The organism is Pseudactinotalea sp., from assembly GCF_048594945.1.
Classification (GTDB): domain Bacteria; phylum Actinomycetota; class Actinomycetes; order Actinomycetales; family Beutenbergiaceae; genus Pseudactinotalea.
This window is the reverse complement of the sequence record NZ_JBMDXJ010000288.1, coordinates 15,864-30,447: the sequence shown is the minus strand read 5'-3', so window position 1 is coordinate 30,447 and position 14,584 is coordinate 15,864. Positions and strand designations below refer to the sequence as shown.

The 14,584-nt window shown below is 71.5% G+C and carries 13 protein-coding genes; 6 read left to right on the top strand and 7 right to left on the bottom strand.

The window, feature by feature from the left end; all coding sequences use genetic code 11:
* The 5 genes from hpf to mtrA all read right to left on the bottom strand — a co-directional run.
* Nucleotides 1–587, bottom strand: a 587-nt coding sequence (gene hpf, locus ACOJSN_RS12595) for a ribosome hibernation-promoting factor, HPF/YfiA family (RefSeq protein WP_420112847.1), incomplete at its 3' end; no start/stop codon positions are given.
* Between the two features lie 159 nt (nucleotides 588–746).
* Complete coding sequence (locus ACOJSN_RS12590) at nucleotides 747–1,535, bottom strand: ComF family protein (protein ID WP_420112846.1); 789 nt, start codon at nucleotides 1,533–1,535, stop codon at nucleotides 747–749.
* Between the two features lie 87 nt (nucleotides 1,536–1,622).
* Nucleotides 1,623–3,332 carry an LpqB family beta-propeller domain-containing protein gene (locus tag ACOJSN_RS12585; protein ID WP_420112845.1) on the bottom strand — a complete coding sequence of 570 codons (1,710 nt, stop codon included), beginning with the start codon at nucleotides 3,330–3,332 and terminating at the stop codon, nucleotides 1,623–1,625.
* Nucleotides 3,329–5,020 carry an MtrAB system histidine kinase MtrB gene (gene mtrB, locus ACOJSN_RS12580; protein WP_420112844.1) on the bottom strand — a complete coding sequence of 564 codons (1,692 nt, stop codon included), beginning with the start codon at nucleotides 5,018–5,020 and terminating at the stop codon, nucleotides 3,329–3,331. Before mtrB ends, ACOJSN_RS12585 begins: the two co-directional genes overlap by 4 nt.
* Before the next feature lie 6 nt (nucleotides 5,021–5,026).
* Nucleotides 5,027–5,713, bottom strand: a complete 687-nt coding sequence (gene mtrA, locus ACOJSN_RS12575; protein ID WP_420112843.1) for an MtrAB system response regulator MtrA — start codon at nucleotides 5,711–5,713, stop codon at nucleotides 5,027–5,029.
* A 117-nt stretch (nucleotides 5,714–5,830) separates the two neighbouring features.
* Between mtrA and ACOJSN_RS12570 the strand changes: the two genes are divergently transcribed.
* The 5 genes from ACOJSN_RS12570 to ACOJSN_RS12550 are packed head-to-tail and all read left to right on the top strand — an operon-like array spanning nucleotide 5,831 to nucleotide 11,260.
* Entirely contained in the window at nucleotides 5,831–6,901 is a 1,071-nt protein-coding gene (locus ACOJSN_RS12570; protein ID WP_420112842.1) for a glycerophosphoryl diester phosphodiesterase membrane domain-containing protein, read from the top strand.
* 7 nt (nucleotides 6,902–6,908) lie between these two features.
* The gene (locus tag ACOJSN_RS12565; protein WP_420112841.1) at nucleotides 6,909–7,583 is read left to right on the top strand and encodes a DUF4129 domain-containing protein; all 675 of its coding nucleotides are present in this window, start codon (nucleotides 6,909–6,911) and stop codon (nucleotides 7,581–7,583) included.
* Nucleotides 7,580–8,749 carry a DUF4350 domain-containing protein gene (locus tag ACOJSN_RS12560; protein ID WP_420112840.1) on the top strand — a complete coding sequence of 390 codons (1,170 nt, stop codon included), beginning with the start codon at nucleotides 7,580–7,582 and terminating at the stop codon, nucleotides 8,747–8,749. Before ACOJSN_RS12565 ends, ACOJSN_RS12560 begins: the two co-directional genes overlap by 4 nt.
* Entirely contained in the window at nucleotides 8,746–9,948 is a 1,203-nt protein-coding gene (locus tag ACOJSN_RS12555) for an AAA family ATPase (protein ID WP_420112839.1), read from the top strand. The genes ACOJSN_RS12560 and ACOJSN_RS12555 overlap by 4 nt, the downstream gene beginning before the upstream one ends.
* A gap of 19 nt (nucleotides 9,949–9,967) precedes the next feature.
* Complete coding sequence (locus ACOJSN_RS12550) at nucleotides 9,968–11,260, top strand: DUF58 domain-containing protein (RefSeq protein WP_420112838.1); 1,293 nt, start codon at nucleotides 9,968–9,970, stop codon at nucleotides 11,258–11,260.
* 171 nt (nucleotides 11,261–11,431) lie between these two features.
* Here ACOJSN_RS12550 and ACOJSN_RS12545 read toward each other — a convergent pair whose 3' ends face one another.
* Nucleotides 11,432–12,427 (bottom strand): stage II sporulation protein M, encoded by a 996-nt coding sequence (locus ACOJSN_RS12545; protein ID WP_420112837.1) that lies wholly within the window; start codon nucleotides 12,425–12,427, stop codon nucleotides 11,432–11,434.
* 43 nt (nucleotides 12,428–12,470) lie between these two features.
* Between ACOJSN_RS12545 and ACOJSN_RS12540 the strand changes: the two genes are divergently transcribed.
* Complete coding sequence (locus ACOJSN_RS12540; RefSeq protein ID WP_420112836.1) at nucleotides 12,471–13,343, top strand: RDD family protein; 873 nt, start codon at nucleotides 12,471–12,473, stop codon at nucleotides 13,341–13,343.
* On the opposite strand, the gene nhaA is transcribed toward ACOJSN_RS12540, so the two are convergent.
* Complete coding sequence (gene nhaA, locus ACOJSN_RS12535; RefSeq protein ID WP_420112835.1) at nucleotides 13,319–14,539, bottom strand: Na+/H+ antiporter NhaA; 1,221 nt, start codon at nucleotides 14,537–14,539, stop codon at nucleotides 13,319–13,321. The genes ACOJSN_RS12540 and nhaA overlap by 25 nt on opposite strands.
* Between the last annotated feature and the right edge of the window lie 45 nt (nucleotides 14,540–14,584).

Genomic DNA, 14,584 nt, shown 5'->3' with positions numbered 1-14,584 from the left:
CCCGTGCGCCGATACACGACGGCGGGCTGGTGGGACTCGGATTCGATGAAGAGGAAGAACGGGTGCCCCACGAGCTCCATCTCGGCGACCGCGTCATCGACCGTCATCGGCTCGGTGTCATGGACCTTCTGCCGGATGACTACGGGCGAGTCGCCCAACTGCTGCTCGACGGCGACACCCGGCTCCAACGGTTCGCGGCTCTCGTCCTCGGGGTTGGTCTCCTCGAGCGGGACCGGTTCGGGTATCGCAGCGAGGTGCTCGTGGTGATCACCCCGCCCGTGGTGGCGGGACTTGCGCCGGTCCTGGTGCCGGCGCAACCGCTCCAAGAGCTTGGCCGTGGCGAGGTCGAGCGCGGCGTAGCGGTCGGAAGCACTCGCTTCCGCCCGCACGATCGGCCCCTTGGCACGCAGGGTGAGCTCCACGCGTTCGGCCACCTCGGCCATGCGTGGGTTCGCCTCGTGCGTGACCTCGACGTCGACGCGCTGGGCGTAGGGCTGCAACTGCCCTACCTTCGCGAGCTTGTTCTCCACATGCCTGCGGAAACGCTCGGGTACCTCGGTGTGTCGGCTGACGACCACGATCTCCATAGTGATCCAGATCCTCCGTGTGCCTCGTGCCGCGATCGGAGATCGACCGCGGCGAGTCGGTCACCGCACGGCCCACCCGCGCGGCTCTGGCGGTCGGGGCATCACCTCCCACTCCCCCGGCCGATCGGCTCGGGGCGGGATCGGGATCATGACTCGACGCTAGTCCACCGACCTGAGTGTTCGCTGGGTTTCTTTGCTCACAGCAGACAATTCGATGACCCCCGACCCGGGCGGCGCGGTCACAGCGAGCGCGAACGCCGCGGCGACGATCGCGCCGGACTCCTCCAGCGCGGCCCGGCATGCGGCGAGCGTGGCACCGGTCGTGACCACGTCGTCCACCAGCAGACAGACCGTGCCGGGCGACAACCGCTGCTGGCAGCGCACTGCCTGTGCCCGGTCGCGGCTGCGCGCCGCAGCGCCGAGCAGGTGTCCGCTCCCGGAACGGCGACGCAACAGGTCCACGACAGCGACCGGCCCGTCGCTGACCCCCGCTACGGCACGACCGAACGCGTCGGCGAGATCCCCGACCACGAACCTGCCCGCCCTGCGGCGAGCGGCACCGGAGGGTGCCGGCACCACAAGAACGGGACCGGGCGCCGTCGGGCTCTCGATCGGCGAGACCACGGTGGCAGCACGCGCCATCTCGGCCGTGAGCGGTCCCGTGAGATCCGGGCGGCCGCCGGATTTCCACGCGAGCACGGTGTGGCGGACCGGCCCCGCGTATGTCGCGAGTGCCCACGTCGGCAGCGGTGCCACCGGCGGATCCTGCGACCCGGCCAGGTGCTGCGTGAGCTCCTCGCAGCGCTGCGGCTCCCCGAACAGCGCGCGACAGCGGCGGCACAGCACCCGATCGGGACGCCCGCAGCCCGCGCACTCCTGCGGCAGCACCAGCCGGCCGAACGCCCGGGCCACGCCGCGGAGCTCACCGTGCCGAGAGCTGCGACTCATCCGCCCAGCATCACCGCGCCCCACCCACCGGCGCTGGGCACGCGGAGGGGTGCTGTGGACAGCGGTGCATCGGGCTGCACCTGTGGATCACCCGGAGAACGCGGGTGACTCGGCACCCCCGTCGATACGCCGCCACCCGTTGCCGCTGCGGCCGTAGAGGTCGCCCTCCTGCGTGGCGAGGTAGAGCTCGCGACGGCCGTCGCCGGCGGCGATCGAGATCGCGCCCTCGACCGAGGGCAACGGTGCGGTCTGCCCACCGACACCGAGGAGCCTCACGGTCACGTCGCCGCTGCTGTCCGCCCCCAGCACCGCGATCTCCACGTCGTCCACCCACATGAGCTCGCGCACGTTCGTGAGCGGCGCCCCGATCGGTTGGCCCTGGGAGACCGCGACCGGGCGCCCGCCCGCGTCGCGTTCGATCGCCGCGACCGCCACCACGACCGCATCGTTCGTGCGGACGGCGTACGTGATCCGGGCACCCTCGCGACTGACACGCAGCGCGACCACGTCGGCTCCGGCGAGATCCGGCACAGGCACCGACGCGGTCGCCCCGGTCAGCGGATGCACCACCTCGAGCGCGCCGGTGTTCGAGCCCGCCCCGGTCGGCCCGGTCCAGACCCAGCCATGCACGTCGTAAGAAGGCGCGAGTATCTGCTCGTCCACCGGCAGCAGCGCGGTCGGCTCACCCCCGCCTTCGCTGAGAGCGACCAGCGAGCGCGAGTCGACCAGTCCCACGATCGCGCCCGGCTCGTACGGCAGCGCGATCGAGCCCAACCCCTCGGGGACCGTGTGCCCACCGGCGAGCTCGCTGAGACTGCTGCCGCTGAGCACGCTCAGAGCGCCGTCACGGATCACCACCGGGCCGCGCACCGGCACCGGCGTGGTCCCGATCGGCGCCAGCTCCTCCTCGATCGGCAGCACATTGCCGTCCACGCTGATCTGCACCCGGTTGACCTGGCCGAGCTGTCGCAAGGTCTCCGCGAGCTGCTTCTGCGCGTAGGCGCGGTCGGCGGGGCTCGCTGTGAGGAACTCGGAGCTGAGTGACACCGTGGCCACCCGGTCGTCGATCGCCACGCCCTCCAGCGCCAGGCTCGTGCCGCCGGGGAACGCGGTGACCACGGCCGGCGAGGTGAGCCAGTCAGCAGGACCACCGAGCAGCGCGCGTACCGAGTTGGTCACGGTCCGCGAACGCGGCAACCAGCGCAGGTCGGGAACGAGCCGCGGCTCGTCGTCACCGCTGAGGAAGTAGATCGGCACCTCCCGGTACTGGGTGCCGAACGTCACCTCGCTCATCAGCACGCCGGAACCGAGCTGACTGATCCGCCACTGGTCGCCGACGATCTGCACCAGCTGGTAGTGGAACTCCTGCTCGGTGCCGGGCGCGGCCTCGGTGTAGGTCCCGTCGGGTGCCACGGTCGCCGCGACCGTGGCACGCACCGTCACCGAACGCCCGACGGCGCCCGGCACCTCGGGATCGAGCGTCACCTCGAGCGGCACGGCGTCGGAGTAGATGATCACGCCGTCGAGGGCGTTCCACTGCGAGGCGCCGGCGGCGGTCATGAACTCGCGCGCGCGCCCGAAGTCGTCGCCCAGGCCGAAACTGGAGGCGAGCAGGAACCCCTGCACGATGTCCTCGGGCGGCACGTCGTCAGCAGGACCAGGCGCGACGAGCTCCAGTCCGCTGTCAACAGGAGGCGCATCGAAACCCTGCTGGATGCTGCCATCGGTCGGCAGCGCCAGGCACCCCGTCATCACCGTCACCATCAGCACGGCCAGCGCGCACGCTCGACGCCTCATTCGCTCACCTCCGCCATGAAGTCGTCCGGGAGCGCGTGCGGACCGGCAGGGTCGCGTGGCACCTCGGGCTCGACGTCCTCGCGGTGGGGCCTCAGATCGAGCGGGTGCTCCCGCACGGTCAGGCCGGCACGCAGCGGGAGCGTGAGCCGGAACGCAGCGCCCTCGCCCGGCGACCCCCAGGCTTCGAGGGTTCCCCCGTGCAAGCGGGCGTCCTCAAGCGAGATCGCGAGCCCCAGCCCGGTTCCGCCGAGCGTGCGGCGGCGCGCTGGATCGGCGCGCCAGAAGCGATCGAAGACGCGCTCGGCCTCGGTGGGTGTCATGCCGATGCCGTGGTCGCGCACCACCACCGAGACCGCACGTCGATCGGCCGCCATCTGCACGTCGATCGGCTCACCCTCGCCGTGCTCCACGGCGTTCACCAACAGGTTCCGCAGCACCCGCTCGATACGACGGCTGTCCATGTCCACCTGCACCGGGTCCGAGGGCAGCACACGCAGGATGCTGGAGCCGTGCTGCTCGGCAAGCGGCTCCACGATGTCGATGACACGCTCGACGACCACGCGCGCATCGGTCTCCTCGACCTCGAGGGTGGCTGCTCCGGCGTCGAACCGCGAGATCTCCAGCAGGTCCGCGAGCAGCGACTCGAACCGGTCGAGCTGGGTGGCGAGAAGTTCGGCCGACCGCGCCTCGGTCGGGCCGAACTCCGAGCGTGCGGTGTTCAGCACCTCGCTCGCCATCCGGATCGTGGTGAGCGGTGTCCGCAGCTCGTGCGAGACGTCGGAGACGAACTGCTGCTGCATCCGTGAGAGGTGGGCGAGTCGCTCGATCTGGTCCTGGATGCTCTGCGCCATCTCGTTGAAGGAGCGGGCGAGCACAGCGAGCTCGTCGACGCCACGGACCTCCATCCGTTCGTCAAGCATCCCGTCGGCCAGGCGCCCTGCGGTCTTCGCAGCCTGCTGCACGGGGCTGAGGACCTGCTTGGTGAGGTACCACGCCATCACCAGCAGGAGCAGCACGAGTGCCACCGCCCCCACGAGCAGCACGCGCTGCACCAGATCGAGCGTGGCCTGCTCCTCGGCGAAGGAGTACACGAAGTAGAGCTCGTGCTCACCGGCGATCGGCAGCGTGACCGGGGTCCCGATGACCACGCCAGGGTTGGTCCGCCCGCCGCTGGGAATCCCCACCGGCTGCCACATCTGCAGCGACTCCTCGCGGACGGCCTCGCGCAGGTCGTCGTCGATCAGCGGGCGCAGGTCGTCGGGCGAGACCTCAGGGAACTGGCTCGGCTGGTCGGGTGAGCGCAGCAGCAGCACGCCCTCCGCACCGGACGTGATCTCCAATGAACCGACGATGTCGTTGATCAGCTGCTGCACGTCCTGCTGCCGCGCGGCGTTGGAGGAGTCGAACGCGCTCTGGGCCACGTCGGCGCGCACGGCGGCATCGGTGAGCACCTCGTCGACCCGCGCGTCATACAGCGAGTCCCGCACCTGACCCGACAGTGCGGCTCCCAGGGTGAGCAGCGCCACCAGTCCGACGGCGACGGTCGTCACCGACACCCGCACCCGCAGCGACCGGCGCCACGCGCGGGCGAGCACCCGGAGGCGCACCTTCGCACGCCGCCAGGTCAAGCGGCCCCAGCGCCGCAGCCGATCCGGCACCGACGGCCCGGCAGCGGACTCCTCAGCCACCGGTGCTCATCTCGTCGGCGGGGCTCCGGCCCGGTAGCCGACACCGCGTACCGTCACGACGACCTCGGGGTTCTCCGGGTCCTGCTCCACCTTGGCCCGCAGCCGCTGCACATGCACGTTGACGAGGCGGGTGTCGGCCTGATGCCGGTAGCCCCACACCTGCTCGAGCAACACCTCCCTGGAGAACACCTGCCAGGGCTTGCGCGCCAGCGCCACCATCAGGTCGAACTCCAGAGGGGTGAGGTTGATGGCCTCGTCGGCGCGTGTCACACGGTGCCCGGCCACGTCGATGACGAGGTCGCCGATCAGCAGTCGTTCGGTGTCAGGGTCGTCATGGCGGCGCAGCCGCGCCCGGATCCGCGCGACCAGCTCCTTGGGCTTGAACGGCTTGGCGATGTAGTCGTCGGCGCCTGCCTCCAGCCCCTGCACCACGTCGGTCGTGTCGCTCTTGGCGGTGAGCATGATGATCGGGACGCCCGACTCAGCCCGGATCTGGCCGCACACCTCGATGCCGTCGATGCCGGGAAGCATCAGATCGAGCAGCACGAGGTCGGGCTGACTGGATCTGAACGCCTCCAGAGCGGTGGTGCCTTCGTAGCAGAAGACCGGTTCGAGGTTCTCCGACTGCAGGACGATGCCGATCATCTCCGACAGCGCGGCGTCGTCATCGACAACCAAGACGCGTGGGCTCATGGCCCTATCGTCGCACCAGGAAGCGAGTCGAGTGGTGCGGCAACGCCGGGGGGCGCGCGGTGCGCGTGCAAGGATGGTCGCGCGCGAGGACGTGGAGCGAGGCGAGCAAGGGGAACAGTGAGCACACCGATGCCGCCGCCCGAAGGCGGCGACCAGGAGCACCGGCAGGGGTCCGGCTGGGGCGACGCGCCCCAGGTCCCGAGCTACGGAGCGCCCGGCCCCGCGGCATACGGCCAGTACGGAGCCCCTCAGCAGAACCCGATGTTCGCGGTCGCCCAGCCCGGGATCATCCCGCTGCGCCCCTTGACGCTCGGCGAGATCTACGACGGCGCGTTCAAGGCGATCCGTGCGAACCCGGCCGTCATGTTCGGCCTCGCGGCGATCGTCGTCGCGGTGGTCACGATCATCCAGGGCGCACTCACCTGGGGGCTCTCGGAGGAGCTCAACCGGTGGGCGGGGTCGGTCGACCCGACCGCCCAGGACCTCGACGAGCTGTACGGCACGCTGAGTGCCTCGCTGCTGCCGAGCCTGGCGAGCAGCGTGGTGAGCTTCGTCGTCACCACGGCGCTGAACGGCGTGCTCATCCACAGCGTCAGCCAGTCCGTGATCGGCCGCAAGCTCCCGCTCGGTGAGCTGTGGCGGCTGGTGCGCCCACAGCTGCTGAAGCTGCTGGGCCTCACCCTGCTGATCAGCGTCATGGCTGCGGCCGCGATGCTCCTGTGCCTGGTCCCCGCGCTGCTCGCCGGACTCGCGGGTGAGCTGGGGCTGACGCTCGGGCTGATGCTGCTCGGGCTGCTGGCCGGTCTCGCCGCGATGCTGTTCGTCGTCATCGCCACGGTGCTCGCCACCCCGGTGCTCGTGCTCGAGCGGGCGGGCGCCATCACGGCGCTGCGCCGCTCCTGGCAGCTGACCAAGACCTCGTTCTGGCGGATCACCGGCATCTACCTGCTCACGATGATCCTCGTGGCCGTGGTCGCCGGCGTGGTCTCCGCACCGATCGGGATGCTGGGGCAGGTGGTCGGCGGGCTCACGGGCATGACCGTCGCTCAGCTCGTCGGAACGATCGTTGCCGCGGCGGTCACCACGCCGTTCGTGGCCGGCGTGATCGCGCTGCTCTACATCGATATCCGCATCCGGCGCGAGGGTCTGGACACCGAGCTCGCAGCGGCGGCGTCCGGGGGCGCCTGAGGTGTCGGTGCTGGGGCGTCTGGTCCCGCGGGAGCCGCCGCTGACGCCGGACGCGGACGAGGCGCGCGACTGGGCGGAGCGTGAGCTGGCCAAGGCGATCTACAACGACGCCCCGAGCCTGTGGGACAGGTTCCTGCGGTGGTTGAGCGACCTGTGGGAGCGCCTGATGGACTCGAACTCGACCCTCGGGCCGGTGCTCATGCCGCTGATCGTGCTGCTCGTGATCGCGGTGATCGTCGGGATCGCGTTGCTGATCGGGGGCCCGATCCGCCGCCGCCGGCTGCGCGCACAGCAGGGCAGCGTCGAGGTGCTGGACGACGACGACCGCACCTCTGCGATGCTGCGGTCCGCCGCTGATGCCGCTGCCGCGGCGGGCGATTACGCGCTCGCGGTGCTCGAGCGCTATCGGGCGATCGTCCGTTCGCTCGACGAGCGCGCCGTGCTCGAGGACCGCCGCGGCCGCACCGCACACGAGGCCGCCGTCGCGGCGGGGGCACGGCTCGCACCGTGCGCCGCCGACCTGCGCCGTGCGGCCGAGGTGTTCGACGGCGTCTGTTACGGCGATCTCGTGCCGACCGCCGCCGATGATGCCTGGCTCGGGGACGTCGACCGGCAGGTCGGTCGGACCCGTCCGTCGCGTACCGGTGTGCTCGCCGAGGGCGAGCTGGTGGCACCGCGATGAGCAGTCCCGCTCCCACGATCGTCGCCCGTGGCCGCGCCGCGGGCGACCAGGCGCCCGACGGCGATACCCCGGCGGGGCGCCGACGCGGCGTCGTCGTCACGGTCGGCATCCTGGTGCTGCTCGTCGTGGCGGTGATCGTCTCGCAGCTCACCCAGACGCGGACGTCCGCGGACCCGCTCGCGCCGGACAACCCGGAACCGGACGGTGCGCGCGCCACAGCCCAGGTGCTCCGTGAGCAGGGTGTCGACGTCACGTACGTGCGCACCACGTCCGCCGCGATCGCGGAGGCGGAGGCTGGCAGCACGCTGCTGGTGCTGAACCCGGATGCGCTGCGCGAGGTGCAGCAGGAGGCCATCGCTCAGGTCGACGCCGATATCGTGCTGGTGGGTCTGCGCAGTGGCTCGCTCGAAGCCCTGACGGACCGCATCGAGCTCGAGGGGTACGCCTCGCGCACGAACCATGTGGTCGACTGCAGCGACGAGCACGCGGTCGCCGCCGAGTCGATCACGGCGGGTGGCGCGGTGGTCAGCGGCGACGTCGAGGGGTGCTTCACCACCGACGGCGGCGCGCTCTACGCCTCGTGGACCGAGGGCGAGCAGTCCTGGCGCGTGCTCACCGACAGCTGGATGCTCTCGAACGAGGGCCTCGCCACCGCGGGCAACGCCGCGCTCGTGTTCCGCTCGCTCGGGGCACACGACCGAGTGGTCTGGTACCTCCCGGACCCGAGCGACACCTTCGGCTCCGAGTCGCTGCTGGACCAGTTCCCGCTCCCGGGGCCGACGATCGTGATGCTGTTCCTCGTGGGCGTCGCGCTCGTGCTGTGGCGCGGGCGTCTCCTCGGCCCGGTCGTGGTGGAGCCGCTGCCGGTGGAGGTCAAGGCCTCCGAGACCACTCGCGGGCGCGGGCGCCTGTACCGCAGGGCCGGCGCACACGCCCACGCCGCCTCCGCGCTCCGGGCCGGGTTCGTCGCGCGGGTGGCCGGCCGGGTCGGCCTGCCGAGCCCCGCCGGCCCCGACCCGGTCGTCGAGGCTCTGGCCCGCGCCAGCGGCCGCAGTCCCGACGCGATCACCGACGTCCTGTACGGGCCACCACCGACCGACGACGAGAGCCTCGGCTCTCTCGCCCACGCACTCGACACCCTGGAAAGCGAGGTTCAGCGCGCATGACACAGCCGTACCAGCCCCCACAGCCCTCCGACAACGCGCCGCAGCAGCCCTACGGCTACGGCCAGCAACAGTCGTACGGCTACGGCCAGCAGCAGCCGTACGGCTACGGTCAGTCGGCTGACCCCCACCAGGGCGCTGCACCAGGCCAGCAGGCGCCTGGGTACGGCGCAGCACCCCAGCAGCCGCCGGTCCAGCAAAGCGCACCGGAGCAGCTTGCCCAACCCGAGCTGCCGCCCGAGGAGGGACCGGGCTCGGAGGCACGCACGCGGCTGGCGAGCCTGCGCAGCGAGGTGGCGAAGGCCGTCGTCGGGCAGGATGCCGCGGTCACCGGGCTGGTGATCGCGCTGCTGTGCCGGGGACACGTGCTGCTCGAGGGCGTGCCCGGAGTCGCCAAGACGCTGCTGGTGCGCACCCTGGGCGCGTCGCTGGACCTCGAGATGAAGCGGGTGCAGTTCACACCCGACCTCATGCCCGGCGACGTGACCGGCTCGTTGGTCTACGACGCGCGCACCTCGGAGTTCTCGTTCCGTGAGGGTCCCGTGTTCACGAACCTCATGCTCGCCGACGAGATCAACCGCACGCCGCCGAAGACCCAGGCGTCGCTGCTGGAGGCGATGGAGGAACGGCAGGTCAGCGTCGACGGCACGCCACGGATGCTGCCGGACCCGTTCGTGGTGATCGCGACCCAGAACCCGGTCGAGTACGAGGGCACGTACCCGTTGCCCGAGGCCCAGCTCGACCGGTTCCTGCTCAAGCTGGTGCTGCCGCTGCCCGAGCGGGCCGACGAGATCGGCGTGCTGCAGCGACACAGCGACGGCTTCGACCCCCGCAATCTCGATGCCGCAGGCGTGCAGCCGGTCGCCGGTCCCGAGGATCTCGCACAGGCGCGCGCAGAGGTGCGTGGTGTCCAGGTCGGGCCCGAGGTGCTGGGCTACATCGTGGACATCTGCCGCGCGACCCGGTCCTCGCCATCGCTGTCGTTGGGTGTCTCGCCGCGAGGCGCGACGGCGTTGCTCGCCACGTCGCGTGCCTGGGCCTGGTTGACCGGTCGCACCTACGTGACCCCCGACGACGTGAAGTCGCTCGCTCTCCCCACGCTGCGTCACCGCGTGCAGCTGCGCGCGGAGGCTGAGCTCGAGGGCGTCAGCACCGGCTCGGTGCTCGAGGGCGTGCTCGCCACCGTCCCCGTACCGCGCTGACCCGGGGACCCGAGCAGAGATGGCGATCACGTGGCGAGCCGTCGCGCTGGCAGCGCTGGGCCTGGTGCCCGTGCTGCTGCTACCGCAGATGGCGACCGTCGGCACCTGGGTGCTGATATGGCTCGTGGTCGTGGTGCTCGACGCCGCCCTTGCCGCCTCGCCGCGGCGGGTGACGATCACACGCGGGCAGATGGGGTCGGTGCGGCTCACCGAACCCGCCACGTCCACGCTCACATTGGTCAACGAGGGCACCCGGCGGCTGCGCGGCGTGGTCCGTGACGCGTGGCAGCCCACCGCCGGCGCCGAGCGCAACCGGCACGACCTGGACATCCGGCCGGGCGAGGCGCGCCGGGTCAGCACGCCGCTACTGCCGGCACGTCGAGGCGACCTGCTCCCCCACCGTGTGACGATCCGGGCGGTCGGCCCGCTCGGGATCGCGGCACGGCAGCGGTCGGTGGAGACCCCCGGGACGCTCCGGGTGCTGCCGGAGTTCCGCTCCCGTCGGCACCTGCCCTCCCGGCTAGCCCGGCTGCGCGAGATGGACGGTCGCAGCGCCGTCAACGTGCGCGGACCCGGCACCGAGTTCGACTCGCTGCGCGAGTACGTGATCGGCGACGACGTGCGGGCGATCGACTGGCGCGCCACGGCCCGCCGCCAGGAGATGGTGGTGCGGACCTGGCGCCCCGAGCGCGACCGCCGCGTACTGATCGTGCTCGACACGTCCCGGCTCTCGGCGGCCCGCCTGGGTGACGCTCCCCGCCTCGAGGCCGGGATCGAGGCGTCCCTGCTGCTCACGGCCCTGGCGACGCGTGCGGGCGACCGGGTCGAGCTGGTCGCGGTCGATCAGGGTGTGCGTGCCCGTGTGAGCGGCACGCACTCGGCGGCCGTGATGTCCACCATGGCCGCCGCCGTCGCCCCCGTGCACCCCCAGCTGGTCGAACCGGACTGGACGCTGGTCGCCCAGCTGGTGCGAGACCGGCTGTCACAGCGTGCGCTGGTGGTGCTGGTCACCGCCGTGGAGGCGAGCTCGATCGAGACCGGGCTGGTGCAGGTCGCGGCGACCCTCGCCGGCGATCACCAGGTCGTCGTCGCCTCGGCGACCGATCCCGAGGCCGAGGCGCTGCGCACGAATCGGGAAACCACGGCGAGCCTGTTCGACGCGGCCGCCGCCGAGCGCGCCGGCCTCGAGCGCCACGGCGTGGTGGGCGAGCTCCGCCGTGCGGGTGTCGAGGTGATCGAGCGGCTGCCCGACGACCTCGCGCCCGCCCTCGCCGACACCTATCTCGCCCTCAAGGCCGCTGGCCGGCTCTGACGCCCTCCCAGGTCCCCCAGACCGCGAATTCACTGACGAGACGTCAAGCCCCCGATTTCACTGACGACACGTCACGGCCTCGCGCGAGAGACGGCCAGCCCCAGGATCTCGAATCGTCAGTGAAATCGGGGTGGGGGCGTTTCGTCAGTGAAATCGGGGTGGGGGCGGCCGTCAGCCGGCCATGGCCACGGTGTCCTCGGCGTGGTCGGCGCGGATGTCGCCGGTCTCGCCGTGGCGGGCTGCGATCCGGCCGAGCACGAGCGTGTAGGTCCAGTAGGCAGCGAGGGCGAGGGCGCCGATCGTGATCTTGATCCCGGACGGGAGGTCGGACGGCGTGACGTAGCCCTCGATGAGGCCGCAGACGAGGAACAACACCGTGAGCCCGATGACGAGCGAGATCAGGGCCCGGCCCTCCTCGGCCAGCGCACGACCACGGGTCCGCGGCCCGGGACTGACCCAGGTCCAGAACAGCTTCAGCCCGGCGCCGCACGCGATGAAGATGCCGGAGAGCTCGAGCAGCCCGTGCGGCAGGATCAGCCCGAAGAACACCTCGAGCATGTCGAACTCCGCGAGCAGCGCGCCGGCCTGCCCGATCGCCATCGCGTTGGCCACGAGCAGGTAGATCGGGCCGATGCCGGTGGGACCGAGAGCGATCGCGCGGGCCGCGATCCAGGCGTTGTTGGTCCACACCTGGGTGGCGAACAGTCCCGGTTCGTAGGTGGAGTAGTAGGCGGCGAACGCCTCCTCGGCGTAGCTCTGGCGCTGCGACGGTGTGCCCATCTGGGCGAGCAGCTCGGGGTTGCTGTAGGTCCACCACCCGGTGGCGACGCTGATCGCCACGAACGCGACCATCATCGCGACCGTCCACCAGCGCACGCGATAGAAGGCGGCGGGTACCGACAACAGGAAGAAGCGTGCGACGTCGCTCCAGCCGGGCTCGTGCGCGCCCGCGATCAGGCTTCGGCCGCGCGAGAGCAGGGTGGAGAGGCGGGTGACCACGGTGGGGTCGGGCGCGGACGTGCGTACCCGCGAGTAGTCGGTGGCGGTGGCCTGGTAGAGGCCGATCAGCTCGTCGGCCTCCGGCCCGGTGATGCGCCGCGAGCGGGTGAGCTCACGCAGTCGCTCCCAGCGCGAGGACCGCACCGCGACGAAGGCATCCACATCCACGGCGCCAGTCTTGCACGGTCCGCGCAGGCTCTAACCTGGTGGCATGACCACGACCGCTGCGGGGCCTGCTTCCCGAGGCGTGCTCGGGCCCACGCAGGATCACGCCGCCGCCGGGCTGGTCATCACCGGGGAGGCAGTGGCCCTCGAGCTCCGCCCGGCAGGCGTCGCACACCGACTGCTCAGCGGCCTGATCGATCTCGGGATCTACGCCGCCGCCAGCATCGCGCTGCTGCTCGGGCTGTCCCGCCTGGTGCAGAACTCCGCCCACCTCGGCATTCTCATCGTGGTGGTGTCCGTGACGATGATGGTGGCGCTGCCCACCACGGTGGAATCGCTGACGCGTGGTCTGTCGGCCGGGAAGCTCGCGGCCGGACTCCGCGTGGTGAGGGACGACGGCGGTCCCATCCGATTCCGGCATGCTCTCGTTCGCGCGATGCTCGGGGTCGTCGAGATCTGGCTCACGTTCGGCGGTCTCGCGGTGATCACCTCGATCATCAACAAGCGCGACAAGCGTCTGGGCGACCTGCTGGCAGGCACGTACGCGATCCGGGTACGCGGCACCGAGGAGGCACTCGCGCCCCTGCTGATGCCACCGGACCTGGCCACATGGGCCGAACTGGCCGACATCCGGCGGCTGCCGGACGAGCTGGCCCTGTATGCGCGGCTGCACCTGTCGCGCACGTCGGCGATGTCGCCCGCGTTCCGGGAGCCACGGGCGCGGGCGCTCGCCGCCTCGCTCGAGCCGTACGTCTCACCGCCGCCGCCGTGGGGCACGAACCCCGAGCGCTTCCTCGCGGCGGTGCTGGTGGCACGCCGCGACCGGGAGTACCGCGCGGCGGTGGCCCAGGAGGAGCGGGCGACCGAGCGCGCGAACCGCACCCGGCGCCTGCCCTACGGCATCCCCGACGTGTCCTGATCGGTGCCGAGCCGGGCGTGGCGCCGGCCGCGCCACGCGAGCAGCGTCGCACCCATCACGGCGGCGAGCAGCGAGGCCGCGAGCACGCCCACCGTCGCGTGCTCGGCGTGCGGGCTGCCCTCGCCGTACGCCAGCCCGGCAACGAGCAGCGACACCGTGAACCCGATGCCGGCCAGGGTGCCCACGGCTGCCACGTCGGCCCAGCGCAGGCCCGGCGCGAGCGACACTCCGCGGAACCGGCAGACCAGCCACGTGGTCAGTGTGATCCCGAGCGGCTTGCCGAGCACGAGCCCGAGCACCACCCCTTGCGCCACCGGGTCGGCCACGGCCTCCCGCAGCTCGCTCGGCGCCACCGTGACGCCGGCGGCGAACAGCGCGAAGACCGGCACCGCGAAGCCCGCGGAGATCGGGCGCCACCGGTGCTCGAACCGTTCGGCGTGCGCGATCGGCACCAGCAGGCCGAGCGCGACACCTGCGATCGTCGCGTGCACGCCGGATGTGTGCAGCAGCACCCACGCCAGCAGTGCGAGCGGGATCAGTACCAGCGGGTGGGTGATGCCCCGGCGCAGCAGCGCCCAGAACAGCAGCACAGCAGCGGCCGCGGCAAGCAGCCACAGCACGGCGATGCCGTCGGAGTAGCCGATCGCGATCACGAGGATCGCGAGCAGATCGTCGACCACAGCGAGCGTGAGCAGGAAAGCGCGCAACGCTGTCGGCAGCCGCTTTCCCACCAGCCCGAGAACCGCGATGGCGAAGGCGATGTCGGTTGCGGCGGGGATGGCCCACCCGTGCGGTGCGCCACCGTCACCGCTGTTCACGGCCAGGAAGAGCAGCGCGGGCACTGCCATGCCACCGATGGCAGCGACCACCGGCACGATCGCCGTCCCGACTTTCCGGAGCTCGCCCTCGACGATCTCGCGCTTGAGCTCGATGCCGACCACGAAGAAGAAGATTGCGAGCAGGCCGTCGGAGGCCCACTGACCCACGCTGAGGTCGAGATGGAGCGCGGCGGGGCCGAACCGCACATCGCGCAGACCTTCGTAGGCGTCCCGCCACGGCGAGTTCGACCACACGAGCGCGATCACCGCCGCGATCACGAGCAGCACGCCCCCTGCGGACTCGCCGCGCAGCGTGTCGGTGTAGTTGCGCAGGGCGCCCGGACTGAGGCGGCTGAACACAGGCTCGCGTGTCTTCATGGATGGCTCCAGGGGTCGGTGAGGCGGACAGCCGACCAGACTTCC

Bases quoted from the DNA above. Each gene is read 5' to 3' on its own strand.
- ACOJSN_RS12585 (WP_420112845.1), bottom strand. From the start codon at position 3,332: ATGAGGCGTCGAGCGTGCGCGCTGGCCGTGCTGATGGTGACGGTGATG.
- ACOJSN_RS12550 (WP_420112838.1), top strand. From the start codon at position 9,968: ATGGCGATCACGTGGCGAGCCGTCGCGCTGGCAGCGCTGGGCCTGGTG.
- ACOJSN_RS12560 (WP_420112840.1), top strand. From the start codon at position 7,580: ATGAGCAGTCCCGCTCCCACGATCGTCGCCCGTGGCCGCGCCGCGGGC.
- ACOJSN_RS12590 (WP_420112846.1), bottom strand. From the start codon at position 1,535: ATGAGTCGCAGCTCTCGGCACGGTGAGCTCCGCGGCGTGGCCCGGGCG.
- nhaA (WP_420112835.1), bottom strand. From the start codon at position 14,539: ATGAAGACACGCGAGCCTGTGTTCAGCCGCCTCAGTCCGGGCGCCCTG.
- mtrA (WP_420112843.1), bottom strand. From the start codon at position 5,713: ATGAGCCCACGCGTCTTGGTTGTCGATGACGACGCCGCGCTGTCGGAG.
- ACOJSN_RS12555 (WP_420112839.1), top strand. From the start codon at position 8,746: ATGACACAGCCGTACCAGCCCCCACAGCCCTCCGACAACGCGCCGCAG.
- ACOJSN_RS12540 (WP_420112836.1), top strand. From the start codon at position 12,471: ATGACCACGACCGCTGCGGGGCCTGCTTCCCGAGGCGTGCTCGGGCCC.